This window comes from Pseudarthrobacter oxydans (assembly GCF_034258515.1).
Taxonomy (GTDB): Bacteria; Actinomycetota; Actinomycetes; order Actinomycetales; family Micrococcaceae; genus Arthrobacter.
Genome location: NZ_CP139438.1, coordinates 953,605 through 979,743, shown reverse-complemented (window position 1 = coordinate 979,743; position 26,139 = coordinate 953,605). Strand labels below are relative to the sequence as shown.

Here is a 26,139-nt window from a genome sequence, read left to right as displayed (position 1 = left end):
GAATCACCACTAGAGTCGAACCAATGCAGAACGCTAAGCACGCTGATGACCTGCAGTACCCGGTTCCGGCCCCCGCCACCGACGGCTTTGTCCGGGTCCGGGGAGCCCGGGAAAACAATCTCCGGAACGTTGACGTGGACGTCCCGCGCGATGCGATCGTGGCGTTCACGGGCGTCTCCGGGTCCGGCAAGTCCTCCCTGGCGTTCGGTACCATCTATGCCGAGGCCCAGCGGCGCTACTTCGAGTCCGTCGCCCCGTACGCGCGCCGCCTGATCCAGCAGGGGCACAACCCCAAGGTGGAGCTGATCAGCGGGCTTCCGCCCGCCGTCGCCCTGCAACAGCGCCGCGGCGCGCCCAGCAGCCGGTCCACGGTGGGAACCGTCACCACGCTTTCCAACTCCCTGCGCATGCTGTTCTCCCGGGCGGGCACGTACCCGGCAGGCTCCACCCAGCTGGACTCGGATGCCTTCTCCCCCAACACGGCCGCCGGCGCCTGCCGGGAATGCCATGGACTGGGCGTCGCGCACACCGTCACCGAGTCCTCGCTGGTCCCGGACCCGTCACTCAGCATCCGCGACGGCGCCATCGCCGCCTGGCCCGGCGCCTGGCAGGGGAAAAACCTCCGGGACATCCTCACCCACCTGGGCTACGACGTCGACATCCCCTGGCGCAGGCTGCCCAGGAAACACCGCGACTGGATCCTTTTCACGGAGGAGCAGCCGGTGGTGGAGGTGACTCCGCAGCGCGACCGGGTGGCCAAACCGTACAAGGGGCGGTTCTGGAGCGCCAGGAGCTACGTCCTCCATACGCTGGCCGACTCGCAGAGCGCCTCCATGCGCGACCGCGTGCTGGCCTACATGGAGTCCGGGCCGTGCCCCCGCTGTTCCGGGACGGGGCTGGTGCCCGAGGCCCTGGCCGTCACGTTTGCGGGCAGGACCATCGCGGAACTGAACGGGCTCCCCATGGTGGAGCTGGCCGAGGTTGTCCGTCCCACCGCTGGACTGGACGACGCCGGCACGGCCTCCCGCAGGCAGCTTTCCGGAGAGTCGAACGAGGTGGCGGTGGCCATCACCCGGGACCTGCTGCAGCGGATCACGGTCCTGCTGGACCTCGGGCTCGGCTACTTGGCGCTCGGCCGGGCCACCCCCACCCTGTCGCCGGGCGAGATGCAGCGGCTCAGGATCGCCACACAGCTGCGGTCGGGCCTGTTCGGTGTGATCTACGTGCTGGATGAGCCCTCCGCCGGGCTTCATCCGGCCGACGCGGAGCCGCTGCTGGTAGTGCTGGAGCAGCTGAAATCGTCCGGCAACTCGGTATTCGTGGTGGAACACAACATGGACGTGGTCCGCAGGGCCGACTGGCTGGTGGACGTGGGCCCGCGGGCCGGCGAAGGCGGCGGCGAGGTGCTGTACAGCGGACCGGTTGACGGGCTCGCCGCAATCGAGGCGTCAGTGACCAGGCCTTTCCTGTTCGACGACGGCGGCTCCGTCCCGCACGGCGGTTCCAGTTCGGGCGGGGCCAGGGAGCCGGAGGAATGGCTGGAGCTGAAGAACATCACCCGGCACAACCTGCGCGGGCTGGATGCCGAGTTCCCGCTGGGCGTGCTGACGGCAGTCACCGGGGTGTCCGGCTCCGGCAAGTCCACTCTTGTGGGCAAAGTCCTGGGCGAGGCTGTCGGCTCCGGGCTCAGGACCCCGGTGGAGCAGGGCGGGGCCGCGGAGCCCCTGGAGCTGGGAAGCGTCCTGGGCGGCCACCGCATTGACCGCCTGGTGACTGTGGACCAGAAGCCCATCGGCCGGACCCCGCGTTCCAACCTGGCCACCTACACCGGGCTTTTCGACGCCGTCCGCAAGGAATTCGCCGCCACGGAGCAGGCCAAGGCCCGCGGCTTCGGCGCCGGGAGGTTCTCCTTCAACGTGGCTGGCGGGCGCTGCGAAACCTGCCAGGGCGAGGGGTTCGTCGCCGTCGAACTGCTCTTCCTGCCCGGCAGTTACGGCCCGTGCCCGGAGTGCGCGGGGTCCCGCTACAACCCCGAAACGCTTGAGGTGCTGTACCGGGGCCTGAACGTCGCCGAGGTTCTGGCCATGACGGTGGACGCCGCCTCCGATTTCCTGGCCGGCATCCCTGCTGCCGCGAGGAGCCTCAAAAGCCTGAGGGACGTGGGCCTCGGCTATTTGCGGCTGGGGCAGCCGGCCACCGAGCTCTCCGGCGGCGAGGCGCAGCGCATCAAGCTCGCTACCGAACTTCAACGGGCACAGCGCGGCCACAGCCTCTACCTCCTCGATGAACCGACCACCGGACTGCATCCTGCCGACGTGCAGCTGCTGATGACCCAGCTCCACGGCCTGGTGGATGCCGGAAACTCGGTGGTGGTGGTCGAGCACGACATGGCAGTGGTGGCGGGGGCAGATTGGGTGATCGACCTTGGACCGTCAGGAGGGGACAAGGGCGGGCAGATCATGGCGGCCGGGACGCCTGCCGCCGTCGCACGTTCCACCCGCAGCCGCACCGCTTCCTACCTGGCCGCCGCGCTCGGTCAGGCAACCACCAGCCAACACCCAGGAAAATCTCGATTTGATAACGCCCCGGTGATGTCCTAGCGTGAAAAGCATGCCCGCTGCTGGCGGGCCAAGGAATGCCCGGTGCTGCCTCCACCACAACTGCCCAGCAGGCAGACACCGAAAGTGACCTCTATTCGTCAGGGGCGGGCAGTGGCGCGATGATCTCCGGGGACGGAACCAGCGCAGGTGGCCTTCAGGAGCATCACCATCATGAAAAACACCAAATTCCGTACTGCCGCGCGCCGCGGGGCCACTGTAGCCGCCATCTCCGCGGCAGGCCTGGCGCTCTCGGCGACGGCGGCCAGCGCCACCACCAGCACCTCCACCTGGGACGCCTTGGCGCAGTGTGAGAGCGGCGGCAACTGGGCCACCAACACCGGAAACGGCTACTCCGGCGGCCTGCAGTTCAGCCCCACCACCTGGGCTGCCTACGGAGGCACCGGTTCAGCCGCGGACGCGAGCCGCGAGCAGCAGATCGCCGTAGCCGAGCAGGTCCAGGCCTCGCAGGGCTGGGGCGCCTGGCCGTCCTGCGCCGCACAGCTGGGCCTGAGCGGCGGCGCCACCGGGGCAGTCCAGGCAACGCCTGTCCAGAGCGCTCCGGTCCAGGCCGCGCAAACCGCTCCGGTCCAAAGCGCGCCCGTGGCCCAGGCGCCGGTGGCAAAGCATGCCACAACAGTGGCCCTCAGCGGCGAGACCTACACGCTGCAGGCCGGCGACACCCTGAGCATCGTGGCCCAGAAGCTTGGCGTCGAGGGCGGCTGGCAGCACCTTGCCGACGCCAACACGGACACCATTTCTGATCCCAACCTCGTATTCGAGGGGCAGGTCCTCCAGCTCCCCGCGTAGTGGCTGCATGGGCTCTGCGGCTTGTCGCCGCGGGCCCAGTCACGGCGAGGCGCCAGCCCCCAGGGGCACCCCAGACAGGTCGGCGATAGACAAATTCCGTTGACCAAAAAACGACGCCGGCACGCCCCCATAAGGGACGTGCCGGCGTCGTTCTTTAATTCTTACAGGCACCGCCTGGCAGGTCAGCTGGCGGCCGGCAGCTCCCGTACGATCCGTACCTTCCAGGCGGAGTCGTCGCTGGTGTCCAGCAGGGCGACGGTGCCGTGGGCCAGGTTGAGGGCGACGCGCTTTGCGGCGAGCAGTTCCAGGTAGAGGTGCTCGTTCATGCGCGCAGGGGTGTCGATCATGTATTTCACGGCGTCGCGCACCTTGCGGTAGTTGGCGCTGCGTTCGCGGTGCATGTGCAGCTCCAGGGCGGAGCGCTGCTTGAGCCGCGGCTCGTGGCGGTTCAGCCACGAAACAGCCGCGTGTACGGCCACCACGAGGGTGAGCGACACGGCGTAGATCCACCAGCCGCTGGAGAGCAGGAACAGCGGCAGGTTCCCGATGGCTACAATCGCGATCACCACGCGGAGGGCGGCAATCCGGCGCATGGTCCGGGCGACCGCAGCCATGCCGTCGCGGAAGCGGTGCTGCTCTTTGCGCGCTGCGGCAGGATCGATGGTGAACTCGTCGAGGACCAGGATGCCCTTTGCTTCCGGACTTAGCATCTGACCGTAGCGGGGCACGAAGGCTGGAGTGGTTCCGGTGGTTTTTTCAACTGTTGATGTCATGAGTGAGCTTCCAAAACGCTGGGGTGGTTGCGGTGATCTTAGTGCCTGGAGGCCCCCGTCGTATGCATGCGTCCACGATGTGAACATCCAGGACCTCCCCATGTGGCCCGTGGCACTGCAATTGGCACATCCGCCAGGTGCCGTCAGACTGAAGAGATGCAAACCTTCCTTCCGTACCCCGATTTCCGGCAGAGCGCCGCCGCCCTGGACACCGCCAGGCTGGGCAAGCAGCGCGTCGAGGCGCTGCAGACGCTTCGATCCCTGGTGCTTCCGGGATACGGCTGGCAGACCCACCCGGCCATCCGGATGTGGATGGGCTACGTGCCGGCCCTCACCATGTACGGCCTGGCAATGGTGGATGAGTGGACCAAGCGCGGCCACCCCGACAACACCCGGGCGAACATCACCGAGTTCGCACCGCAGGCCGCCCACCCGGACTATGCGGCGAAGATTCCGATGCCGCCGTGGCTTGGGGATGCTGACTTCCACCTCAGCCACCGCTCCAAGCTGGTGCGCAAGGAACCGAAGTTCTACAGCTCAGTGTTCGCCGATGCCATCCCCGAGATGGACTACATCTGGCCGGAGCCCAAGCATGAGTTCCTGCCGCAGGAGCCCGAGGGCGACATTCTGTGGATCCTCCGTTCACCGCACCACGACGTCGACCCCCAGACGCTGAACACGGTGGCGCTTCCGCCGGTGAGCCGGAGCTCCGCGGCCGCAGCGGCGGCGGTTCTTGGCGACGATGACTACTCCCCTGTCTTCCTGGACGACGGATCCCGCCGTCCTTCCCGGCAGCCCCGGAAGGCGCCGCCCAGGCAGCTGGTCAAGAAGCCAACCCGCAAGCGCCTCGCACAGGAGGAAGCGTTCTCGACGTTGCCGGGCAAAACCCCGGTGGCCGTTCCGTTCGAGCACGGCGCGAAGTTCGCGGTCGGACAGGTGGTGGGCCGGCCCATCACGCTGGAGGACGGCCGGTTCGGCAGGAATTTCACCGTTACTGAAATCATTGACCGCACCGCCTTTGCCTACCCGGCCCTTCTCCAGGACCCGCGCGTGTTCTTCCCGGTTGAGGCGCCGTAAAGAATGACCATCCTTTTAGCCGGCTGCGGTGACCTGGGGACCGAAGCCGGGCTGCGGTTCCACGCCCTTGGCCACCGCGTTGTGGGCTGGCGCCGTTCCCCCGCCAAACTGCCGGCCGCCATCGAAGGTGTTGCGGCGGACCTGAGCGCACCCGGCCTGCCGCGCGTCCCGGCGGACACCACCGCCGTCGTCATAGCGGTAGCTGCCGACTCGCCAACAGAAGAGGCCTACCGGGCCGCCTATGTGGACGGTCTCACCCATGTGCTTGATGCCCTGGAACGCGACGGCGTGAGGCCGCAGCGGGTGCTCTTCGTTTCCTCCACGGCGGTTTACGGCGATGCCGGGGGCGGCTGGGTGGATGAAAATACGTCTCCCCGCCCCGGCGGGTTTTCCGGCCGCGTCCTGCTGGAAGCGGAGCAGCTGCTGCAGGCAGCATTCAGCGAAACGGCTACCACGGCGACGTCCCTCCGGCTGGGCGGCATTTACGGACCTGGCCGCACCCGCCTGATCGACCAAGTCCGGGGCGGCACCGCCGTGGTTCCGGAAGATAGCAGGTACACCAACCGCATCCATCGCGACGACGCTGCTGCCGCCATCGTCCACCTGGCCACCGTGCCTCCAGAACCGGCCCCAGTCTACGTCGGCGTGGACAACGACCCCGCCGATCTGGGGACGGTGCTGCGCTTCCTCGCCGCGGAGCTGGGGCTTGCGGAGCCGCCAGTGGGTGATGCCGGGCCCGCACGAGGCGGCAACAAGCGCTGCCGCAACGACCTGCTGCGCAGCACGGGGTTCGAATTCGCGTTCCCCTCTTTCCGGGAGGGCTACCGGGACATCCTCGCCGGCAACGGGGTACGCCACCCATAGATTGCGGCCGCACACCGGCGCCGGCGCTTAGGCTGGCAGCTTGGCCTCGGGCGCATAGGAAGGCATACACCATGGATTTTCGGCACATCATTGAAACGGTCGGCGAATTTGTCGATTTTGCGGGGGTGGCCGTGATGGTGGTCGGGGCGCTCATCTCCATCCCCCTCGCGCTTCGCGGCCACCAGCCCCGCAGACTGCCCGCCGGCGCCGAAAAGCTGACTCTGTACCGCTCTTACCGGCAGCTGCTGGGCAGGTCCATCCTCCTGGGCCTTGAACTGCTGGTGGCCGCCGACATCATCCGCACGGTCGCCGTCACCCCAACCTTCGAAAGTGTCGGCGTTCTCGCCGTCATCGTTCTGATCCGGACGTTCCTCAGTTTCTCGCTGGAGCTGGAAATCACCGGGCGCTGGCCGTGGCAGAAGGAGTCCCGGGAGGCCCGCTATCCTGCGGGCGCCGCCGCCGAATAAGCGCCAGCGTGAACGGCCGGCAGCCTCCGGTAGGCTTCGCACGTGGACACCCATCCAACCGCCGCCGGCCTCTGGCCCACCCCGCCTGAGCTTCCACTGCCCCGCATCATGGACCAGCGGTGGGCCGACGCCATCTTCCTTCACTGGCGCCTCCCGGAAAGCGTAGCTGCCCGATTCATGCCCCCTGGAGTGCAGCCGGACGTCTTCGACGGCAGTTCGTGGGTGGGGCTTATCGGTTTCCGCATGAAGAACGCCGGATTTGGACGCGGCCCACGGATCCCGTATCTGGGCAGCTTCAATGAAGTCAATGTGCGCCTCTACTCGCGGGAACCCGACGGAACCCGGGGCGTGGTCTTCCTGAGCTTGGACGCGGACCGGCTGCCAGTGGTTTTGGCGGCCCGGGCAGCGGGAATTCCCTACGTGTGGTCGCGGATCCGGTATTCGCAGGCGGAGCCGGACTCGCCGGGCAATGACGCCCCCGGCTTTTCTGTCAGGCGCTTCGGGCAAGGGGCACGGAGCAGTTTCGTCGTCGTACCCCAGCCCGGGGCCGCCGTCGACGACCCGTTATCGGTCTTTCTGACGGCAAGGTTTGGCATGCACGGCGTATTCGGGGGACGGAGCATCTACATTCCCAACACCCACGAGCCATGGCCGCTGTGCTCTGCCACGCTGCACCATGTGAAGGATGAACTGATTGCTTCAGCGGGTATCAGGGTGAGCGGGCCGCCTGAATCTGTCCTGTTTTCGCCTGGCGTGCGGACCCAGTTCGGACGGCCAAGGCTGGTGGGGCGCCCCGGCCAGCCTGCGGGCACTTAGGCGTCCTGCCAGCCCCGGCCTTCGCTGAACGTGGCAACGAGCGTTCCAACTCCGGCCTGCAGGGAATTGGACGGGTCAAAGTAGAGGGAACCTTCAGAAGCCCGGCTGTGCAGGATCAGCTGCTCAGCCTCAAGCTTCGCTTCGGGAACGGTGGCAGCGACGATGCCGGTCCTGGCCGGGAGTTCCGGGGCGTGCACCACCTCCGCATCGGTCTCCGACAACGGAATAGTGGTCCCGGGGTTGATCTCATCATAGGGAAACTCAAACTCGGCTTCGTCGGGCGCGGCGGGAATCGTGTACTCCAGGAAATAAGTCATGAAGCAACCTTTGCAGAAACCCCCTGCCGCCGAAAGTCGGCCGAGGCCGAGCCGCTCCGGACGTGTCTTCCCACGTCAACCGACCGCTGCCCTCGCCTGACCGTCAGGGAAGCGGCTACTTGTCCAGGCCGGCCTTCCGCAACGCCTCAGCCATGGCCGTGTTGACAGGGGCTTCCTTCCTAACAGGCGCCGGGGCCGCGGACGAGCGGGCCGGCGATGGCATATTCCGTGCGGGATTTCCGCCCTTCTCCCTGCCGCGTCCCTGGGTTCGTGAACTGTTGCCGGCGCGCCCCGAGCCCGCCCCTCCAACGGAGGGTTCGTCGTCGAGCCTCAGGGTCAGCGAAATCCGCTTCCGGTCAGGATCCGCCTCCAGCACCTTCACCCGCACCACCTGGCCGGACTTAACCACTTCCCGCGGATCGGAAACAAAGCGGTTGGCCATCGCCGAGACGTGGACCAGGCCATCCTGGTGGACGCCCACATCCACGAACGCGCCGAACGCAGCAACATTGGTCACCGTTCCTTCCAGCACCATTCCGGGCTTGAGGTCTGAGATCTTCTCGATTCCCTCGGAGAATGTCGCGGCCGCAAACGCGGGACGCGGGTCCCGGCCGGGCTTGTCCAGCTCGGACAGAATGTCCTGCACCGTGGGCAGGCCGAACGTATCGTCCACGAAGTCGCGCGGGTCCAGGGAGGAGGCCGGCGCGGAACCGGCGGCAGCCCGGATCTTACGCGCCACCGCGTAGGACTCCGGATGCACACTGGATGCGTCCAGCGGCTCCGCTCCCCCGGTGATCCGGAGGAAGCCGGCGCACTGCTCGAACGCCTTGGCACCGAGCCGCGGCACCTTTTTCAGGTCCGTGCGCTTGGCGAAGGGGCCGTGCTCGTTCCGGTAGGCCACAATGTTTTCGCTCAGCAAGGGCCCGACGCCGGCCACGCGGCTGAGCAGCGCGGGCGAGGCGGTGTTGACGTCCACGCCGACGGCGTTCACGCAGTCCTCCACCACGGCGTCCAGGCTGCGGTCCAGTTTCGAGGCCGTCACGTCATGCTGGTACTGGCCCACACCGATGGACTTCGGGTCGATTTTCACCAGCTCGGCGAGCGGGTCCTGGAGACGGCGGGCAATGGAGACCGCTCCGCGAAGGGACACGTCCATCCCCGGCAGCTCAGCAGCGGCCAGGGCCGAGGCCGAATAGACAGACGCACCCGCTTCGGACACCACCAGCTTCTGCGGCTTCCGGTCCACTTCCGGCAGCCGCTTGATCAGCTCCGCCGCGAGTTTGTCCGTTTCCCGCGACGCCGTGCCGTTGCCAATGGCGATAAGTTCGACGGCGTGCTGCCGCGCCAGCCGCACCAGGGTTGCCAATGCTTCGTCCCACTTCCGGGCGGGCGCATGCGGGTAGACGGTGTCGGTGGCCACCACCTTGCCGGTGCCGTCCACCACAGCCACTTTGACGCCGGTGCGCAGTCCCGGGTCCAGCCCGAGCGTGGCCCGGTTCCCCGCCGGGGCGGCCAGCAGCACGTCGCGCAGGTTGGCGGCGAAGACCCGGACGGCCTCATCCTCGGCGGCAGCGAACATTTTGCCGCGGAGATCCGCGGTCAGCCGGGACAGCACCCGGGACCGCCACGCCACCTGCGCAGTCTGGACCAGCCACGCGTCGGCGGGACGGCCACGGTCGGTGACCCCGAGGCACCTGGCCACCGCGGCCTCGTACCGCGAGCGCGCGGCGGCCAGGCCGTCGTCGTCCGCTGGATCTGCCTCGGCAAGGTCCAGCTCAAGGACGCCGTCCTTCTCGCCGCGGAGCAATGCAAGGACGCGGTGGGAAGGCATCCCGGCGGGCGCCTGGGCGAACTCGAAGTAGTCGGCGAACTTCTGGCCCTCGACTTCCTTCCCCTTCTTCACGCGGGACACCATGCGGCCCTGCGTCCACAGCCGCTCGCGCAGGGTGGCCGCGAGGTCAGGGTCCTGGGCCACCCTCTCAACAAGGATCGCGCGTGCCCCGGCGAGGGCCGCAGCCGCGTCGGCGATGGCGTGCCCGGAGTTGAGGTACTTGGCGGCCTCGCGTTCCGGGTCCAGGTCCGGCCGTTTGAGCAGGGCATCCGCCAGGGGCTCCAGGCCGGCTTCCCGCGCAATCTGTGCCTTCGTCCGCCGCTTGGACTTGAACGGCAGGTAAATGTCTTCAAGCCTGGACTTCGTGTCCGCGGCGAGGATGGCCTTCGCCAGCTCGGGAGTCAGCTGGCCCTGCGCTTCGATCGCGTCGAGCACCGAACGACGGCGGTCGGCAAGTTCGCGGAGGTAGCGGAGCCGTTCGTCGAGCTCGCGGAGCTGGGTATCGTCGAGCGTCCCCGTGGCCTCCTTGCGGTAGCGGGCGATGAACGGCACTGTGGATCCGCCGTCGAGCAGTTCAACAGCCGCCTTCACCTGCCAGGCCTTGACACCCAGCTCTGCGGCTATCTGCGAGTAGATGGCATCGTCCGGTTTCGTGGACGGGGAGGGAGCGGACGGGGCCTGCGGCAGTTGAGTCACCAGAACATCTTGCCTTACGGGCTTGCCCGGCTCCACTGCCGATTCAGCAGCAGGCTTACCGGCACGGCCCGCAAAGGTATTCCGCTCCCGCCCGCAAAGTGCTGTAGTGGAGGTGCCGTCACAAGCGCCCAATGCTCGAGGAAGAGGCCACCATGCGGGAACTGCTTATCGTCTTTCAGGAGGGGTTCGAGGAGGCCAACATCACCGTGACGGTCAACGGCAAACAAGCACGGCGGGACCTCGGTGTGTCCACCAACCCGATTCTGGGCATTGCCAACGAGGTGTCCGTGGAGCTGCCGGCGAAGGGCGCGCAGGTGGGCGTGGAGGTGACCAACCGGGGGCTTAAGGCGATCACAAAGGTCACCGGCAAGCCTAAAAGCGTGCTGGTTTCGATCGAGGACGGCCGGCTGGTGATGAGGGAAGGAACCGGCCGGGAGGCCGTGCTTTAGCGGCATGCGCTTGCCGAAAATCAGGCCTAGCAAAAGTCCATTCGATGGAGTAGCATCTGATCACCGCCGGCATCCCTGAGGGCCCGGCGGGCCAAATTAACAGTGTGATCCGGAGGCCGTCGGATGGCCTTCGGCGCCAGCTGCCGGGACAGCACACCGCGCAGCCAGCAACGGCGGCACCCAAAGCCGGGTGCCGCCGTCGTCGTTAAGCCTTGTTCTAGTTCTGGTAGGCGGGGTAGTCCGTGTATCCCTGAGCACCGTCGGCGTAGAACGTGGACGGGTCCGGCTCGTTCAGCGGGAGGCTTTCCTTCCAGCGGCGGGCAAGGTCCGGGTTGGCGATGGCGGGGCGGCCCACCACCACGGCGTCGGCGAGACCGTCTGCCACCAGGGACGCGGCCTCATCCCGGGTGGTGATCACGCCGAATCCGGTGTTCACCAGGAAGGTCCCGCCGAAGCGGGCACGGAGATCCTGGACCAGCTCCCCGGACGGCTCGTGGTGCAGGATGCTCAGGTAGGCAAGGTTGAGCGGTGCGATGCTGTCCACGAGCACCTCATACGTGGCACGAACGTCGGCGGCATCAGTTTCAGCGATGCCCTGCACGTTGTGCTCGGGGGAGATGCGGATGCCCACGCGGTTGGCGCCAACGGCGGCCACCACGGCGTTCACGGTTTCGATGACGAACCGGGCACGGTTCTCGGGCGAGCCGCCGTAGCTGTCGTCGCGAACATTGGAGTTGGGCGCCAGGAATTCGTGCAGCAGGTAGCCGTTGGCCGAGTGCAGTTCGACGCCGTCGAAGCCGGCCTCGATGGCGTTGAGCGACGCGTTCACGAACTCCTGGATCACCATGGGCAGCTCATCCGTGGTGAGCGCATGCGGCACCGGGTAGGGCTGCTTGCCAAGGGGCGTGCGGACTTCGCCTTCGATGGCGACGGCACTGGGAGCCACCAGCGCGAGCCCGCCGGTGATGTCCGGGTGCGAGACGCGGCCGCCGTGCATGATCTGTGCGAACATGCGGCCTCCTTCGGCGTGAACGGCGTCGGTGACCTTCTTCCAGCCGGCAACCTGGCTCTTCGCGGTTCGTGGGGAAACGGGTCCCTGGAGTGAGCGTCATGCCGCCGTGCGGACGGCACTTCTCAAGAGAATAATCGATTTGTAGTTGGCGGGATTGCGATAACCACGTGCGGTGCGCTTGATGTTTTTGATAGCGGTGTTGTTGGCCTCGACCTTGCCGGTCGTCGCGCCGGTAATGATGAGCACCTCGATCTCTTTCCACCACCTGCAGACAGTGCGGTAGAGCCTGTTCGTTTCCGGCCTGGCTGCTGCCTTCACGAGCTCTTCGAGTTTTGTTTTCGCTGCCGCGGAGTCTTCGAGCGAGCCGCTGCGCAGCAGGGCCCGGAGCTGTTCCTTGACTTTCCAGACGGCCTGGAGGGTTCCTGTTGGATCGTCCAGCGCGAACACTTCCTTGAGTCGGAGGGCTGCCCTGCTGCTGAGGTTGTCGCCGCCGCGCAGGAGCAGCATGCGGTGGGCCCAGGCCTTGTCGACAGCCCGTCCGCGGCGGCCCTTGACCTGTTGGGAGAGGTTCTGCCGGGTCTCGGTCATGGCCTGGTTGGCCAGCGAGATCAGGTGGAAGTGATCAACCGCCACCGCGGTCCGGGGAAGCCACATCCGCAGCGCTTTGCGGAACGCCGCGGAGGGGTCGATGGCGACGACCTGCACGGCCAGCCGCCATTCCAGGGGCCGGGCGAACAGCCAGTCTCCGACGCCCTTGTGGTCCCGCCCGTCGACCACGCCGAGGACCTGTCCGGTGTCCAGGTCAACGATGGTTGTCATCCACGGCTCGAACCGGGTCCACACCTTTGTTGACGGGTCCTGGAAGTAGCGCACGGACCGGAATCGGTGTTCATCGATGCCGAGCATCCGAGGGCTGAGCTTGTCCACGTCAGGCAGTTTCAGTAAGCAGGCCTCGGTAACCGCGGCCCGGACCAACCACCAGGACACGGCGAAGCCGGCAGCGGTTTCAGACACCGCCCGGCCGGAGCGGATGACCGCCTCTGCAAGCTGGTCCCGAAGCCGGCCCGTCGAGCGGGCGCGGCGCGGGACTTGGGGCGTGGATTCAAAGAACGACAGCCGGTCGCACCTTGGCTCTTCGCAGTACCAGCGGTACTTGGACCAAAGCACTTCCACCGTGCCAGCGACCGGAATATCGCGGAGCCGCTGGAGACGGCGTTCCTTTCGCCGGGAGGCGATGACACCACAGCTCGGGCACCCCGGCGGGTGGTCGGTTTCGATAATGACCCGCCGCTGGCCGGCAGCGATGACAGTGGAAATGACGCGGTAGTCCGGAAGGTTAAAAAGGATGGTGGCAGCATCGGCTGCGACCCCGGTAGGCTCGATCACGGCTCGTGGTCCTGTTCCAGGTTGAATGCTTAGACACACTCATCCCAGCAGGGCCACGGGCCCTCTTGTCTTCAACGACACGAACACAATTCCCCATCAACCACGAAGAGCCGGCAACCTGTTCTTCGGTGACGATGCCCGGCTGGCCGGCGTAGGATCGGCCGGCGGGCGTGGGGAACGTTCCTTCGCTGACGATGAGGCCAAGGGACGCGCGCTGGCGGTAATGCTCGACGACGAGCGGGCCGGGGACGCCTTCCTCACCTGCGCGGAGCCGCGTCAGGGGCGCCATGACCAGCCGGTTGGGGAGTTCAAGTTCGCCGAGGGTGAGAGGGGAAAACAGCATGCGCAGTTCCTTTCGAAGGCTGAAGACGTACTGTCCTTGCCAACCGGGAACCACCCGCGGCTATTCCGGTTGCGATGGGAATCACAGCAGGTTCGCGGGCAACGCTTGCCTTGCTGACCCCCTACCGCGGCGCGCCCGGGCAGCCCTGGCCCTGGGGATTGGCGTTGCAGTCGTCGGCGTAGTTTCGGGTGAGCGAGCGCCACACGCTGATGGTCTGGGCAGGAGCGTTGAACTGGCCCTGGCCGGGAATCGGCAGGGGCGGCCCGGCGTTGACCGAGTACGTTCCCTGGAAGGTGGTGGTCAGCACTACCTGGAAGTCCCCCGTGGCTCCGTAGGCGTGGCTCGTCCGGGTCTTCTCGCCCCAGCGGTCCTGCGGCAATGGTCCGCCCATTGACGGCTGGGGACCGAACACGGTGCCGTCCCCGTAGTTCCAGGTGTACTGGACCGGGGTGGCGACAATGTGCACCTCCTGCCCGAACATGGTGACGTCGAATTGCTGTTCAGCTGCCTCCGCGTAGAAGTTGGTTTCGGCACCCCTCAGCGTGTGGGGACTCGGTTGGGCCACCACGGTCCCGGCGTTGACCGGAAGGCTTTGGAACTGCCGTTGGATGTCGGCAGCGATCCTGGGCAGCAAGTCCTCGGGTCTGGCGTCGAATAGGCACGTAGGGCCGGAGTGATGAGCCCAAACAGCGCCGGGTACACCTCGGGGCCGGGAGAGCCAGGTGACGGGAATGCCTTCCTTACCCCCGGGACCGTTTTTGCACTCAAGCTGCCGCGCGAGGCAGGGCGTGTCGAAGTCTCCCCCACCGAGGTGGCATTGGAGTTCGTACTTGTACTCGTTGGGGTCCGTGTTGACACTGCCGGGTTCAGCACGACGAAATTCGCCAGTATCAGGATCAGTTATCCAAGTATCCGCCCCCATTTGAAGCCCAGTGTCTACAAAGCCTCCACCGATCCGTGGCTTTGGATCCGCCCCGTCTTCCGCGTGGGCAGTCAACAAAGACGTCGTCAGAAGCAACACACAGCAGGCGAGAATTGTGAGGATCTTGCCTATGTAACCCATGGCTAACGGATCAACCCTAGGTCGTTGACCACCCATCCTTCATCGGCGTACTTCATTACTGCGACGCTTCCCGCATTCGTTGCGGGGGTCTTTTCTTGATATGGGCTCCCGTCTTGGTTGTGGATGACCAGTTCCTTCTGTAGTACTTGAAGGACCACCTGCGTAGAGCCGTCAGTGGCAGGCTTCGCGGTTGCCACCGGAATTTCTATTTGACCGCCAGAAATCCACTTGTTTTCAGCCCAAGCAGCGTCGATGTCATCCACGAGGCCCTGGCAGAATGCGCACTCAGGTTTAGAAAACTTGGATAACGCGCGAGTGTCACCCGTCTCATATGCGTAGCCCAGAATTGAGAACCAATACTTCGCAAACGCCTCAGCGCCCTCCTTCGTCTCTGTCTTTGCCACCTCGGGCAGCACGGGGACTGGGACGTTTTGGGCCGGCCCGGATGCGTCAGCCGGCTTGTACACGGCGGTGGGGGTCGGGGCCGGGGTGGCCGAAGGGCTGGACGTCGGCGAGCCCGTCGGCGCGGAGGACAACGCGCCGGGGTCTGCGGGGGCGCCACCCGCGCAGCCGGCGAGTGTCAGCCCCGCTGCAACGATGAACGCGGCGGCACTGGACCGGGCTCGCCAGGACGTAGGGACGTTCTGTGATGTCATGGGCCGCTAATCCCCCAGTAGTTTCAAGACGGCTTGCTCCGGACAATGACTTAAGGGTAGCCCAGGTCACAATTCAGCGATCAAACTTATCCACAGCTGCCCCGCCACGAGTTTTACCACCACCAACAGCCCGGGGAAAAGTCATAAAGAAAGCCGGCACATAGGAACCGGCTTTCCCTATTGCAGCGAATAGCTACTTCTGTGGCGGCAGCACCAGCTCCCCTGTCTTGTCCGTGGACAACGCGAGCGAAGAAACATACTGCGGGCCGCCGTCGGCAGCGTCTTTCGCGGAACGGACCATGTCAGGGCGCTCGAACTCGATGCCGGTCACGTGGCACAGGAGCCTGGCGTCGCTAGGGTTCCCGTCGGCGTCGAACATCGGCAGGTCGATGCCGTCGTCGGTGCGGCGCAGGTAGTACCGTCCGCGGGTGGCCAGCGCCAGCACCGGCGGAAGGACCAGGGCAAGGCCTACCGCAAAGATCGGCGAAAACGGCTGGATCGCGGAGCCAAAGGCACCAAAGAACACGGCAATCGAAATTCCGGCGGAGGCGAGCATCGACACAAAGCCCACCGGATTCACGGCGTACAGCATGCCGCGGCGGAACTCAGGAACCTTGGGTGAAATCTTCAGCAGGTACTTGTTGATGGCGATGTCGGACGCCACCGTGACCACCCAGGCCATGGCGCAGTTGGCGTAGAAGCCGAGGATGGTGTTGAGGAAGTCGAACATGTTGGCTTCCATCAGAACCAGGGCAATGGCCAGGTTGACCACCACGAACACCATGCGGCCGGGGTACGTCTTGGTGATTCGCGTGAACGAGTTGGTCCACGCCAGGGAGCCCGAATACGCGTTGGTGACATTGATCTTGATCTGGGAGATGACCACCAGCACCACGGCGAGCGTCATGGCCAGCCAGGCCGGCATCATCTCCCGGTAGACGCCCAGGAACTGGTGCACCGGCTCGTTGGCAGTCGCAGAGGCTGCGGGATCCAGCGTGGCGATGAGGTAGATGGCAATGAACAGGCCAACAATCTGCTTGACCGCCCCGAAAATCACCCAGCCCGGCCCCGCCAGGATAACGGCGCGCCACCACGCCCCCTTGTTTGCTTCAGTGCGCGGCGGCATGAAGCGCAGGTAGTCGATCTGCTCGGCAATCTGCGCCATCAGGGACAGGCACACGCCGGCAGCCAGCATGACGGACGCAAGGTTCGGGCCGCCGTCGCCCGATTCCCCTGTGTAGGCGAAGAAGGTGTCGATGCTCTCCGGGTGCGAGACCAGCAGGTACCCCACCGGCACCACCATGAGGAGCAGCCACAGCGGGGTGGTCCACACCTGCAGCTTGGCCAGGGTGTTCATCCCGTAGATCACCAGCGGAATGATGATCACGGTGGATGCCGCGTACCCCAGCCACTGGGGAATCCCCAGTCCCACCTCCAGGCCCTGGGCCATGATGGAGCCTTCGAGGGCGAAGAAGATGAAGGTGAACGTCGCGAAGATGACGTTGGTGACCACAGACCCGTAATAGCCGAAGCCCGAACCGCGGGTAATGAGGTCCAGGTCGATGTTGTAGCGTGCCGCGTAATAGGCCAGCGGGAAGCCGGTGGCGAAGATGATCACGGCGGCCACCAGGATGCCGAAAATGGCGTTGACAGTGCCGTACGCGATGCCGATGTTCGCGCCGATGGAGAAGTCCGCCAGGTAGGCGATGCCGCCCAGAGCACTGGTGGCCACCACGCCGGCACTCCACTTCCGGTAGGAGCGCGGCGCGAACCGGAGCGTGTAGTCCTCGAGGCTTTCCTTGGTGGCGTTCAGCGCCGCAGCGTTGGCCGCCGGGCTGGCTGCGGGAGCGCTTCCGACGACGGCGGCGCCGGGCTGTGCCGGCGGTTCCAGCAGTTGCGTTGTTTCTTTGTCGTTGCTCATGATGTGCTTCGCTTTCGTTGCTAAAGGGCCTGATGCGACGCTATCCAGCAAGATCGACAGGCCGGTCACCGCATTGTTTCGGCAGCGTTAAGCATTTGACCGCCCCTGTTAACAACCTCGGCCGCCCCGCATTGTTGCCCTGCCACAAAAACGGGGAGCAGCCACCGAATTACCGTCGTCTAGGAGGCCCCGCCCAAAACAAAGGACTGCAATGATGACTCAGCCATTCCACGCGGAATACCCCATCCTCGAGACCGCCCGGCGGCAGGTCCTGGAGGGCGGAACCGGCCTCTCGGAAGCGCAGCTGGTGGAGGTTCTCCGGCTTCCCGACCACGCAGTCCCGGCCGCCCTGGAGCTTGCCCACCAGGTCCGCCTCCGGCACTGCGGAGAGGCGGTGGAGGTGGAAGGCATCATCTCGATCAAGACCGGCGGCTGCCCGGAGGACTGCCACTTCTGCAGCCAGTCCGGACTCTTCGACAGCCCGGTCCGCGGCGTCTGGCTGGACATCCCGGAGCTGGTCAAGGCCGCCAAGGAAACCGCGGCCACCGGGGCCACCGAGTTCTGCATCGTGGCAGCTGTCCGGGGGCCGGACATCAAGCTCATGAACCAGATCAAGTTCGCCATCGACCGCATCAACGAGGAAGTGGACATCAACATCGCCTGCTCCCTCGGCATGCTCACCCAGCGCCAGGTGGACCAGCTGGCCGGCTGGGGCGTGCACCGCTACAACCACAACCTTGAAACAGCACGCAGCTACTTCCCCCAGGTGGTCACCACCCACAGCTACGAGGAGCGGCTGGAGACGTGCGCCATGGTCAAGGACGCCGGAATGGAACTGTGCTGCGGAGCGCTGATCGGCATGGGCGAAACACTTGAGCAGCGGGCCGAGCTGGCGGCCCAGCTGGCCGCGTTGGAGCCGCATGAGGTCCCCCTGAACTTCCTTAATCCCAGGCCCGGAACCCCTTTGGAAAACCAGCAGATCATGGACGGCAAGGACGCCCTCCGGGCCATCGCTGCTTTCCGCCTGGCCATGCCCCGCACGGTCCTGCGGTACGCCGGCGGCCGCGAGCTGACCCTCGGCGACCTTGGCACCCGCGAGGGACTCCTGGGCGGTATCAACGCGGTCATCGTCGGCAACTACCTGACCACCCTGGGCCGCCCCGCAGCCGCCGACCTCAACCTCCTGGTGGACCTCAACATGCCCATCAAGGAACTCCAGAAGACCTTATGAGCACCCCGCCGAACGATCCTGCCGACGCGAATTTCTGCGCCCTCTGCGGCAAGCCCCTCAGGAAGGCAACGTCCGACGGCGGCGGCACCCCGCCGTCGGACGCCCGCCCGGGCCGCGCCCTCCACCAGGTGTGTGCCGCGCGGCTGCAGCTGGAACCGCCACGCTACTGCCCGGAGTGCGGGCGCCGCCTGAAAGTGCAGGTCTCGCCCCTTGCCTGGCGGGCAACCTGCTCCCGGCATGGAACGGCCACCTCATCACAAGGAGTAAATTCATCAAACCTCTGGAATATTTCTACATAACGTAGAAGAATGGCTGCATGATGTTTGAACATGCAGATGGACAACCCGTGCTGGAACTCGACGACGAGCAGTCCTGGCGGCTGTTGGAGGGAACCAAGCACGGACGGCTCGTGGTATCGGTTGCCGGTGAACCGGACATCTTCCCGGTCAACTACGTCACCTCCGCCCGGAAGCTTTACCTGAGGACGGCGCCGGGCAACAAACTTGCCCAGCTCACCATTAACTCCTCTGTCCTCTTCGAAACGGACGGCATCCTCTCCGAGGAGGCATGGTCCGTGGTGCTGCGCGGAAAGGCACGCGTGCTGAGCAACTCCGCGGAACTGGCGGCGGTGGAGGAACTGGGCCTGAAAACCTGGGTTCCCACGCTGAAGGACTTCTACGTGGAAATTGAACCCACGTCCGTCAGCGGCCGCCACTTCCAGTTCGGCGAACAGCCCGAACGGGAAATCTAGGAGCTCCTGGACTCAAAGCATGGCGGACAAGCTCACCCCTGAGCAACGCAGCTGGAACATGTCCCGGATCCGGGGCAAGAACACCAAGCCCGAGCTGCTGGTGCGCAGGCTCCTCCACGCCAAGGGCTACCGGTACCGGCTGCACGGCAGGTCCGGGGGCACCCGCCTGCCCGGAAACCCGGACCTGGTCTTCGCCGGCCGCCGCAAAGTCATCTTCATCAACGGCTGCTTCTGGCACTTCCACGAATGCCGGGCCGGTCAGCATGCCCCGAAGGCCAACGCGGAATTCTGGGCCGCCAAACGCACCAGGACCCGCGACCGGGATGCCAGCCAGCGCCGCCTGCTCGAGGAGGCCGGCTGGGACGTCCTGACGGTGTGGGAGTGCGAGCTCAAAGACAGTTCGGTCCTCGAGGCGGAGCTGGTGCAGTTCCTGGAAACCCGCCGCTGACCCCTCACCAGGCACCGTTGCCAGCGCCCTCCGCGCTTAGCTCCGACGCGCCAGCAGGGCAGCCCTGAAGCCGGTCCGGCCGGGCAGGAAAGGTAGGACATCAGGTCCGTGTTCCAGGCCGCTTCGGAACAACTGCAGTCCCATCAAGAAACGCACAATTCTCTTCGGGAAAACCTGCCCCGCCAAGGCAACAGACCTAACCTGATGTGACATCCGAGCCCCACTTAGACGCCACCTCCAGGAATGGACCGCACCCGCCGAAAGGACCGCCATGAGCGCCGCCGATGATGCCCCCCGGCCCTTGGTGGACCAGTCCGTTCTCGACCGGCTCCGCGAAGAACTCGAAGAGGATGAGGGATACTGCAGGGTCTTTGTGGGGAACTTTATCGAGTTCCTGCCGCAACGCATTGGGCGGCTCCGCCTTGCCCTGACCACCGGCGACCTGGAAGGTTCAGTGGACGCGGTCCTGAGCCTGAAGACCGCCAGCCAGATGGTGGGTGCGGAGCGGCTGGCCTGCCTGGCCATGGAACTGGAGGGCGAAATCCGTACCGAGGCCAGCAAGGCTGACGTGGCCGTCCTCCTGCCCCGGCTGGCCGTCGCCTTCCTGCGGCCGATCAACCATTGCAGCCGGCAGACGACGCACCGCCTTCAGGCTCAGTGCGCTTCCGGCGCGAGCCGGTAGCCAACTCCCCGGACGGTTTGCAGCCACCGCGGTTTCTGGGGCGAGTCGCCCAGCTTCTTCCGCAGGTTCCCCATGTGCACCTCGACGGACCGTTCGTCGGCCTCGCTGATGTAACTGCCGACGTCGTAATCCTCGTCCCGCAGCCGCCGCACCAGGTCCGATTTGGTCCGCACGGTCCGCCCCGCTTCCAGGAGCGCGTGCAGGAGTTCGAATTCCGTGCGGGTCAGGTTCATTTCCTTGCCGTCAACAACCACGGTCCGGGACGAGTAGCTGAGTTCCAGCCCGTTGTGGCTGAAGTTGCCGCGCTCGGGATGGGCTCCCGCATCAGCCGGGTTGTCCCCGGACAGCGCGTCGGCAGGGTCCGGGACGGAACGGGGACGGCGCATCATCGCTGCGATGCGTGCACGCAGCTCCCTGGGCCGGAACGGTTTGGTGAGGTAATCATCGGCCCCGGACTCCAGTCCGATCAGGGTGTCCAGTTCCTCGGTGCGGGCCGTGAGCATCACGATGTAGGCATCGGAGAATTCACGGATCTGCCGGGAAACCTCGAAGCCGTCGATGTCAGGCAACCCAAGGTCCAGGGTGATGACGTCCGGGCTGAGGTTCTTGGCGATCAGGACGCCTTCTGCCCCGCTGCTGGCAACGCTCACCTCGAAACCGGCCTGTGACAGCACCGTGCGTACCAATTCCCGGATGTCGTGGTCATCCTCGATGACCAGTCCCACTCGTGCATCACTCATAGCGCCCCCTCAGCAGCCAACGTCAGAAGTATAGCTGGCTGCCGATATCCTGCTGGTATGGCTCCACTCACCCCGCTCCCCTACGTGTGCACGCCATGACCGCCCCGGTGGCGTGGGCTTCGGGTAAGTTGAGGTTCTTCCGGCGGCCCTTTCACGAGTACAGCCTGACCCAGCGGGTGGGGCTGAGCCAGATGCCGCTGTTCATCACCACATTGTTGACGGTGTTCCTGGTGTGGGCCTTCTTCCCGGGCACCATGGACAATCCGCTCTTTGCCGCCTTCGTGATCTCCCAGCTGGCCATCATGGGCCTTTGCTACGTGGTTCCCTGGGAGCGGCTGCCCTACACGAGCTTCCTGGCCATTCCGCTGCTGGACTTTGTCTCCATCGGGGTGGGCCGGCAGGGCGGGCAGGAGAGCCTGGCGGGCATCAGCCTGCTGGCCGTTTTCCCGGTGATTTGGCTGTGCGCGTCCGGATACCATCCCCGGGCCGCGCTGTGGCTGTCCTTCCTGGGGCCGCTGGCCATCATCTGGGTTCCGCTGCTGCTGAAGGGGGACTTTACGCCCCAGGACCTGGCCCGCTCTTTGCTGCTTCCTGTGATAGCGCTCGGAATCGGCGCGTCCGTGAGTGTCCTGACCCTCAGCATGATGCGGCAGCAGGAGGAACTTGAGGAAAAGGACGCCCAGCTGCAGGCCAACCTTCGGACCAGCCAGCGCCAGGAGGCATTGCTGAATGCCGTCCTGGAAACTGTCCACCTGGGCGTCCTCGCGGTGGATGCGGACGGGCACGATGTCCTGATGAACAGGAAGCAGCGGGCAAACCACGAACTGGCCCGGCCCAAGGACATAGCCGACCCGAACGAGTCCCAGCTGCTGGTGTTCGGGGCGGACCGGAAAACGCTGGTTCCCGTGGAGGAACGTCCGGTGCGCCGCGCCGTCCTGGGCGAAACCTTTACGGATTACCTGGTGTGGCTGGGTTCGGGCAGCGACCAGCGCGCCGTCGTGACCACCGCACGGGCCATGAAGGACGACGACGGCGCTTTCGCCGGCTCGGTGGTCGCGTTCAGCGACGTGACGGACCTGGTGAACGCCCTGACGGCGAAGGACGAGTTCGTCGCCAGCGTCTCCCACGAGTTCCGGACGCCGCTGACCTCCATCCTGGGCTACGTGGAACTCCTGCTGGCTGACGAACCGGCGAAGGCGCAGCGGGAGATGCTCGAGGTCATCCGCCGGAACTCCGAGCGGCTCCTGACCCTGGTCTCGGACCTGCTGTCCAGCCGCAACGGGCAGCTGATCGTCACGCCGGAGGCCGTGAATGTCGCCGAGCTGGTGCGGTCCAGCGTCTCCTCGGCCACGCCCCGGGCGGCAGCGGCGGGAGTGGTGCTGCAGGCGCAGACCCCCGAGCGGCTTGAGGCCCACGTGGACGGCGCCCGGATCTCCCAGGTCCTGGACAACCTGGTGTCCAACGCCATCAAGTACTCCCCGGACGGCGGCAGCGTGCTGGTCTCCCTGGAGCAGGAGGACGGGCATCTGGCCTGCCGGATCACCGACACCGGCATGGGCATGAGCCCCGAGGACGCCTCCGAGGTTTTCGCCAAGTTCTTCCGCTCCAGCACGGTCCGCCGGACGGCCATCCCCGGCGTCGGCCTCGGCCTCCCGATCAGCAAGGCGATCATCGAGGCCCATGGCGGAACCATCGGTGTGGACAGCACCCTCGGCGAGGGGACCACCTTTACGTTCCGGGTTCCGGTGTAACCTGTTCGGCACCTGTTGAAACCCGGACCACCTCGCCCCAGGACTGGCGCGCGAGTTCACGGACGGACGCGAGGATTTCCGACGGCGGCCTGGACAGGTCCAGCGGGAATTCCACGATGTCGATGTCCGTATTGAGGATGCGGCGGAGCTTCATTTCCCCGGCCCCGGCGTAGACCAGCCATGCGGTGGGCACCGCCAGCGCGGTGCAGTGGGCCAGCATCTGGTAGTGGTCCGCCGTCAGGGAAGCACCCGTATCCGAAGCCGCGGTGTACTTGGCGTTGTAGACCACCACCGGCCGGCCGCCGAGCAGGTGGACGGCGTCCGGGCGCACCGACAGCCGGTCAGCGTCATGCACCGCCTCGCTCAGGAGCGCATTGAAGCGGAGCCGGAGCTCGCCCGGGTAGGCGGACATCGCTTCCCGCAGCGCCGTGCCCACAAAATCCTCAAACACCTGGGCCATGTCCACCACGAACGAGGCCGTCTGCTGCTTGCCCTCCCCGGCTTCCGCGGAGGCGTTGCGCAGGATCAGCTCCGCCAGGCGCAGGACCGCGTGGTAGCGGACGTTCATCCTGGTGGCTTTCCACCGGGGCAGCGGTGCTCCTGCCGGGAGGCGCGTAACGGCGTCGAGCTTTCCCTTGAGCTGGCGCAGCCGGCTCAGCACCTCGGGGCGGACGCGCGGCACCTGGCCCATCCGTTCCAGCGCGGCGCGCAGGATCCGGTTCTCGGCAATGTCCTCGGTGAACTCGTCGTAGGACACCTCCAGGGGCACCAGCATGCCGGGCCGCCGGGAAATCTGGTCCGAAATCCTGATCCGTCCCTTGACCGTCCGGAGCGATTCATCCACGGTGAGATAGCCCTGCAGGACGCCGCGTCCCAGGGCACGTTCGGCCAGTTGCGCCAGCGACTCCGCCAGCGCGCTCCACAGCTCCCGGTCCTCCACGGCTGAGACCGAATCGGGGCGGAAGCCCTGCTCGCCGGCGTAGCTGAGCAGGAACAGGAGCCGGCTGAGCCCCAGCCGGTCCTTGGGACGCACGTCGAGCTGCACCGTGGCCGTGCGCACCGAACCCACCTTGCCCACCGGCTCGATCCGGTACAGCCCAAGGCCCATGGGTGATGCCTTGGCCAGGCCGCTGGAATTCAGGAAGGACGCGCTGGCCGGGTCCAGCCGCTCCACGATGCCGCGGGACAGTTCATCCAGCACCAGGTGCCGGACAGACGTGCCGGGGTCAGCGGGCCGCAAGGCGTCCCAGCAGCTGGTCCAGCCCGAAGCGCTCCTCCAGCTGCGCCCGGGTCAGCTGGCCGTGGTAGTGCTCCTCCAGCAGCGGCATGAGCTCGTACTTCCAGATCCGGCGGAGCCCGGCGGGGGTCTGGGCGGCGGGCTTCATGAAGTAGGACGGGCCAATCATCAGGTCCCGGTCCCACTCGTCGATCGCACTGTTCAGGGCATCCAGCAGCAGCGCCGGCGTGAGGTCGAGCTGCCGGGCCTGGAGGAACCGCAGCAGGGAGCCCTTCACAGGCTCGGTCTGCGGGTGCAGCTCGATGAAGGAGAACCGGCGGCGGATGGCGGCGTCCATCATGGCGATGGAACGGTCTGCCGTGTTCATGGTGCCGATGATGTAGAGGTTGTCCGGCAGCGTGAACGGCTCGTTGGGGCTGTACTGCAGGTAGATCCGGTCGTCCCGGTATTCCAGCAGGAAGTACAGTTCGCCGAACACCTTGGCCAGGTTGGCGCGGTTCATCTCGTCGATGATCAGGAAGTACGGCTTGTTTTCGTTGCCGGGCTTCGCCGCTTCCTCCGCGAGCCGGCGCAGCGGCCCTGCCACCAGCTTGAAGGAGACCTGGCCTTCGTCGGTCTTGTCCGGCCGGTATCCCTCGAAGAAGTCCTCATACGCGTAGGAGGGGTGGAACTGGACCAGTTTGACCCGCTCGTCCGTGGTGTCATCCGCCAGTTCGGCGGCGAGGTGCTTGGCCAGGTAGGTCTTGCCGGTCCCCGGCGGCCCATACAGGACCAGCTGGCGGTTCTCCTCCAGCAGCTCGGCGATCTCCTGGAGCGGCTCGAGCTCCATGTGCAGCGAGTCGGCGAACTCGCGGGTCAGCGGGCGGAAGCCCTCCTGGACGGGAGGCACGACGGCGGCAGCTTCAGCATCGCCGTCGGGCTCTGTTTCCGCTTCGGCCGGCAGGAGCGCCTGCAGCGCCTGCACCACCTTGGTAACGTCCACGACGATTCCGGCGGTGGCCAGCTGCCGCTGGACGTGCCGCGGCAGGCTGGTGGTGGTGTGTCCCTCGTCGAACCAGCGGACCTTGCGGCGCAGGCGCCGGTTGTCGTCGTTGTGTTCGGGCTCCCCGAGCACCACCCCCAGGCTCACGGTGCCGGCGTGCTGGTACAGCACCAGGTCCCCCGGCTTCATGACCGTCAGGAAGGCAAAGACAGCAGTCTTGGTGTCCTCCCGCTCCACGTAGCCGAGGTGCTTGTAGTCCTCGTCCACGGCGTGCTGGACCAGCCCTGCGGTAACGCCGGGGTCCAGCAGGCGGAGATGTTCGACGTCGAGGGTCGCCTTCTCCTCGCCCTGCCAGGCTGTGAGGAGCTCGGTGTTGTCGCTGTGCGTGCGCAGCAGCCAGGCCCGCCGGCCGGGGTCGCCCACCTTGCGCCACTGGCTGACGAGCTGGCGGGAGTACCAGTCGATGCGCTGGCCGGCCTGCTCGTCAAGGTGAAGGCGGATGCGGTGGATGTCAGCGGTGACGTCCTCTTCGGCGTCCCCCTTCGCGCCGCCCACCAGCGAGGCGAAGGCGTCCCGGATCTCCTGCCGCTCCACGTCCGCCACCACGGGCTCGAAGTAGCTGGGACAGGTGAGGAACTCGATGCTGCGGCGGATGGCGGGCTGGTCGCCCGGTGTGGCGGCCGCCAGCCGGTGGAACTCGAGCGGGTCCTGCAGGGCTGCCGCGATGGACGCCGTGGGCTGCTGGTCCACGTGCTGCACAAACCGGCACAGCCATTTCAGGTGGTCCCAGATGGTCCAGTTGAACTCCGCCGTCCGGTCCCTGATGACACCATGGTCCGTCATGCCCTCGTAAAGCTCCTCCGGAAGCTCCAGCGGGGGCTCCAGCCAGGAGGCGGCCTCGGCCACGCGGGCGCGCTTGACCTTCAGTGACTTCACCTCATGGGCCAGCGGGAGGGACTGCAGGAACAACAGTTCGACGGCCAGTTGCTTCGCTTCCCGCGAGGCCCCCTCCAGGTTCTGCCGGAGGTTGGTCATCATGGGGGCCTTGGGGTCCGGCGTCCCGCGTTCCAGCCGTTCCAGAAGCTCAGCGGCCGCATCGGCCGTCCAGGTCAGTGTGCGGCCATCAAGGGCGGACGGTTTCCCCAGCAGCCCCGGGCCCAAAACGAACCAGGCTGCGTCCTCAATCTCCTTTGATATGCCGAGGGCGCGGGTCATGGCAGCAGTGGAGGCGGGGGTCAT

The 26,139-nt window shown here is 66.2% G+C and carries 22 protein-coding genes and 2 pseudogenes; 12 read left to right on the top strand and 12 right to left on the bottom strand.

Annotation, left to right across the window (positions count from 1 at the left end):
* Nucleotides 1-23 precede the first annotated feature (23 nt).
* The gene (locus SMD14_RS04520) at nt 24-2,600 is read left to right on the top strand and encodes an excinuclease ABC subunit UvrA (RefSeq protein WP_321215463.1); all 2,577 of its coding nucleotides are present in this window, start codon (nt 24-26) and stop codon (nt 2,598-2,600) included.
* 171 nt (nt 2,601-2,771) lie between these two features.
* Nucleotides 2,772-3,407: a transglycosylase family protein gene (locus SMD14_RS04515; RefSeq protein ID WP_321215462.1), complete on the top strand. Its 636-nt coding sequence runs from the start codon at nt 2,772-2,774 to the stop codon at nt 3,405-3,407.
* Nucleotides 3,408-3,589: 182 nt separating this feature from the next.
* Here SMD14_RS04515 and SMD14_RS04510 read toward each other — a convergent pair whose 3' ends face one another.
* On the bottom strand, nt 3,590-4,180 hold the full coding sequence (locus tag SMD14_RS04510; RefSeq protein WP_157238973.1) for a hypothetical protein: 591 nt from the start codon (nt 4,178-4,180) through the stop codon (nt 3,590-3,592).
* Nucleotides 4,181-4,336: 156 nt separating this feature from the next.
* On the opposite strand from SMD14_RS04510, the gene SMD14_RS04505 reads away from it, so the two are divergent.
* From SMD14_RS04505 to SMD14_RS04490, 4 genes are all read left to right on the top strand, one after another.
* Complete coding sequence (locus SMD14_RS04505; protein ID WP_157238974.1) at nt 4,337-5,257, top strand: MSMEG_6728 family protein; 921 nt, start codon at nt 4,337-4,339, stop codon at nt 5,255-5,257.
* Nucleotides 5,258-5,260: 3 nt separating this feature from the next.
* Nucleotides 5,261-6,121 carry an SDR family oxidoreductase gene (locus SMD14_RS04500; protein ID WP_321215461.1) on the top strand — a complete coding sequence of 287 codons (861 nt, stop codon included), beginning with the start codon at nt 5,261-5,263 and terminating at the stop codon, nt 6,119-6,121.
* A 71-nt stretch (nt 6,122-6,192) separates the two neighbouring features.
* Entirely contained in the window at nt 6,193-6,588 is a 396-nt protein-coding gene (locus SMD14_RS04495; RefSeq protein WP_321215460.1) for a DUF1622 domain-containing protein, read from the top strand.
* Between the two features lie 108 nt (nt 6,589-6,696).
* On the top strand, nt 6,697-7,404 hold the full coding sequence (locus SMD14_RS04490; RefSeq protein WP_321216219.1) for a DUF2071 domain-containing protein: 708 nt from the start codon (nt 6,697-6,699) through the stop codon (nt 7,402-7,404).
* Here the strand turns inward: SMD14_RS04490 and SMD14_RS04485 are convergent.
* Nucleotides 7,401-7,721, bottom strand: coding sequence for a hypothetical protein (locus tag SMD14_RS04485; RefSeq protein ID WP_157238977.1), 321 nt, complete (start codon nt 7,719-7,721; stop codon nt 7,401-7,403). The genes SMD14_RS04490 and SMD14_RS04485 overlap by 4 nt on opposite strands.
* A 115-nt stretch (nt 7,722-7,836) precedes the next feature.
* Entirely contained in the window at nt 7,837-10,248 is a 2,412-nt protein-coding gene (locus SMD14_RS04480) for a Tex family protein (RefSeq protein ID WP_321215459.1), read from the bottom strand.
* A 131-nt stretch (nt 10,249-10,379) separates the two neighbouring features.
* Between SMD14_RS04480 and SMD14_RS04475 the strand changes: the two genes are divergently transcribed.
* Nucleotides 10,380-10,697: a hypothetical protein gene (locus SMD14_RS04475; protein ID WP_157238978.1), complete on the top strand. Its 318-nt coding sequence runs from the start codon at nt 10,380-10,382 to the stop codon at nt 10,695-10,697.
* Between the two features lie 217 nt (nt 10,698-10,914).
* Here SMD14_RS04475 and SMD14_RS04470 read toward each other — a convergent pair.
* The 6 genes and pseudogenes from SMD14_RS04470 to SMD14_RS04445 form a co-directional block, all read right to left on the bottom strand.
* Nucleotides 10,915-11,769 (bottom strand): annotated as a pseudogene (locus tag SMD14_RS04470) (alkene reductase); the annotation flags it as partial.
* A gap of 36 nt (nt 11,770-11,805) precedes the next feature.
* Nucleotides 11,806-13,095, bottom strand: a complete 1,290-nt coding sequence (locus tag SMD14_RS04465) for an ISL3 family transposase (protein ID WP_321214244.1) — start codon at nt 13,093-13,095, stop codon at nt 11,806-11,808.
* A 109-nt stretch (nt 13,096-13,204) separates the two neighbouring features.
* Nucleotides 13,205-13,438 (bottom strand): annotated as a pseudogene (locus SMD14_RS04460) (alkene reductase); the annotation flags it as partial.
* A 121-nt stretch (nt 13,439-13,559) separates the two neighbouring features.
* Complete coding sequence (locus tag SMD14_RS04455; RefSeq protein ID WP_321215458.1) at nt 13,560-14,072, bottom strand: hypothetical protein; 513 nt, start codon at nt 14,070-14,072, stop codon at nt 13,560-13,562.
* Between the two features lie 431 nt (nt 14,073-14,503).
* Nucleotides 14,504-15,157 (bottom strand): DUF6318 family protein, encoded by a 654-nt coding sequence (locus SMD14_RS04450; protein WP_321215457.1) that lies wholly within the window; start codon nt 15,155-15,157, stop codon nt 14,504-14,506.
* A gap of 193 nt (nt 15,158-15,350) precedes the next feature.
* Nucleotides 15,351-17,078 carry a hypothetical protein gene (locus SMD14_RS04445; RefSeq protein ID WP_321215456.1) on the bottom strand — a complete coding sequence of 576 codons (1,728 nt, stop codon included), beginning with the start codon at nt 17,076-17,078 and terminating at the stop codon, nt 15,351-15,353.
* 211 nt (nt 17,079-17,289) lie between these two features.
* Here SMD14_RS04445 and bioB point away from each other — a divergent pair, with 211 nt between their 5' ends.
* From bioB to SMD14_RS04425, 4 genes are all read left to right on the top strand, one after another.
* Nucleotides 17,290-18,309, top strand: a complete 1,020-nt coding sequence (bioB, locus tag SMD14_RS04440) for a biotin synthase BioB (RefSeq protein WP_321215455.1) — start codon at nt 17,290-17,292, stop codon at nt 18,307-18,309.
* A 316-nt stretch (nt 18,310-18,625) separates the two neighbouring features.
* On the top strand, nt 18,626-19,060 hold the full coding sequence (locus SMD14_RS04435) for a pyridoxamine 5'-phosphate oxidase family protein (RefSeq protein WP_157238983.1): 435 nt from the start codon (nt 18,626-18,628) through the stop codon (nt 19,058-19,060).
* Nucleotides 19,061-19,079: 19 nt separating this feature from the next.
* Entirely contained in the window at nt 19,080-19,508 is a 429-nt protein-coding gene (locus tag SMD14_RS04430) for a very short patch repair endonuclease (protein WP_321215454.1), read from the top strand.
* Between the two features lie 271 nt (nt 19,509-19,779).
* Nucleotides 19,780-20,190: an Hpt domain-containing protein gene (locus tag SMD14_RS04425; RefSeq protein ID WP_157238984.1), complete on the top strand. Its 411-nt coding sequence runs from the start codon at nt 19,780-19,782 to the stop codon at nt 20,188-20,190.
* Here the strand turns inward: SMD14_RS04425 and SMD14_RS04420 are convergent.
* Nucleotides 20,163-20,930 carry a response regulator transcription factor gene (locus SMD14_RS04420; protein WP_321215453.1) on the bottom strand — a complete coding sequence of 256 codons (768 nt, stop codon included), beginning with the start codon at nt 20,928-20,930 and terminating at the stop codon, nt 20,163-20,165. The genes SMD14_RS04425 and SMD14_RS04420 overlap by 28 nt on opposite strands.
* Before the next feature lie 95 nt (nt 20,931-21,025).
* Here SMD14_RS04420 and SMD14_RS04415 point away from each other — a divergent pair, with 95 nt between their 5' ends.
* Nucleotides 21,026-22,681, top strand: coding sequence for an ATP-binding protein (locus tag SMD14_RS04415; protein ID WP_321215452.1), 1,656 nt, complete (start codon nt 21,026-21,028; stop codon nt 22,679-22,681).
* Here the strand turns inward: SMD14_RS04415 and SMD14_RS04410 are convergent.
* Both SMD14_RS04410 and SMD14_RS04405 read right to left on the bottom strand, forming a co-directional pair.
* Nucleotides 22,659-23,921, bottom strand: coding sequence for a 5-methylcytosine restriction system specificity protein McrC (locus SMD14_RS04410; RefSeq protein ID WP_321215451.1), 1,263 nt, complete (start codon nt 23,919-23,921; stop codon nt 22,659-22,661). The two genes, SMD14_RS04415 and SMD14_RS04410, sit on opposite strands and share 23 nt — an antisense overlap.
* Nucleotides 23,908-26,139: an AAA family ATPase gene (locus SMD14_RS04405; protein WP_321215450.1), complete on the bottom strand. Its 2,232-nt coding sequence runs from the start codon at nt 26,137-26,139 to the stop codon at nt 23,908-23,910. Before SMD14_RS04405 ends, SMD14_RS04410 begins: the two co-directional genes overlap by 14 nt.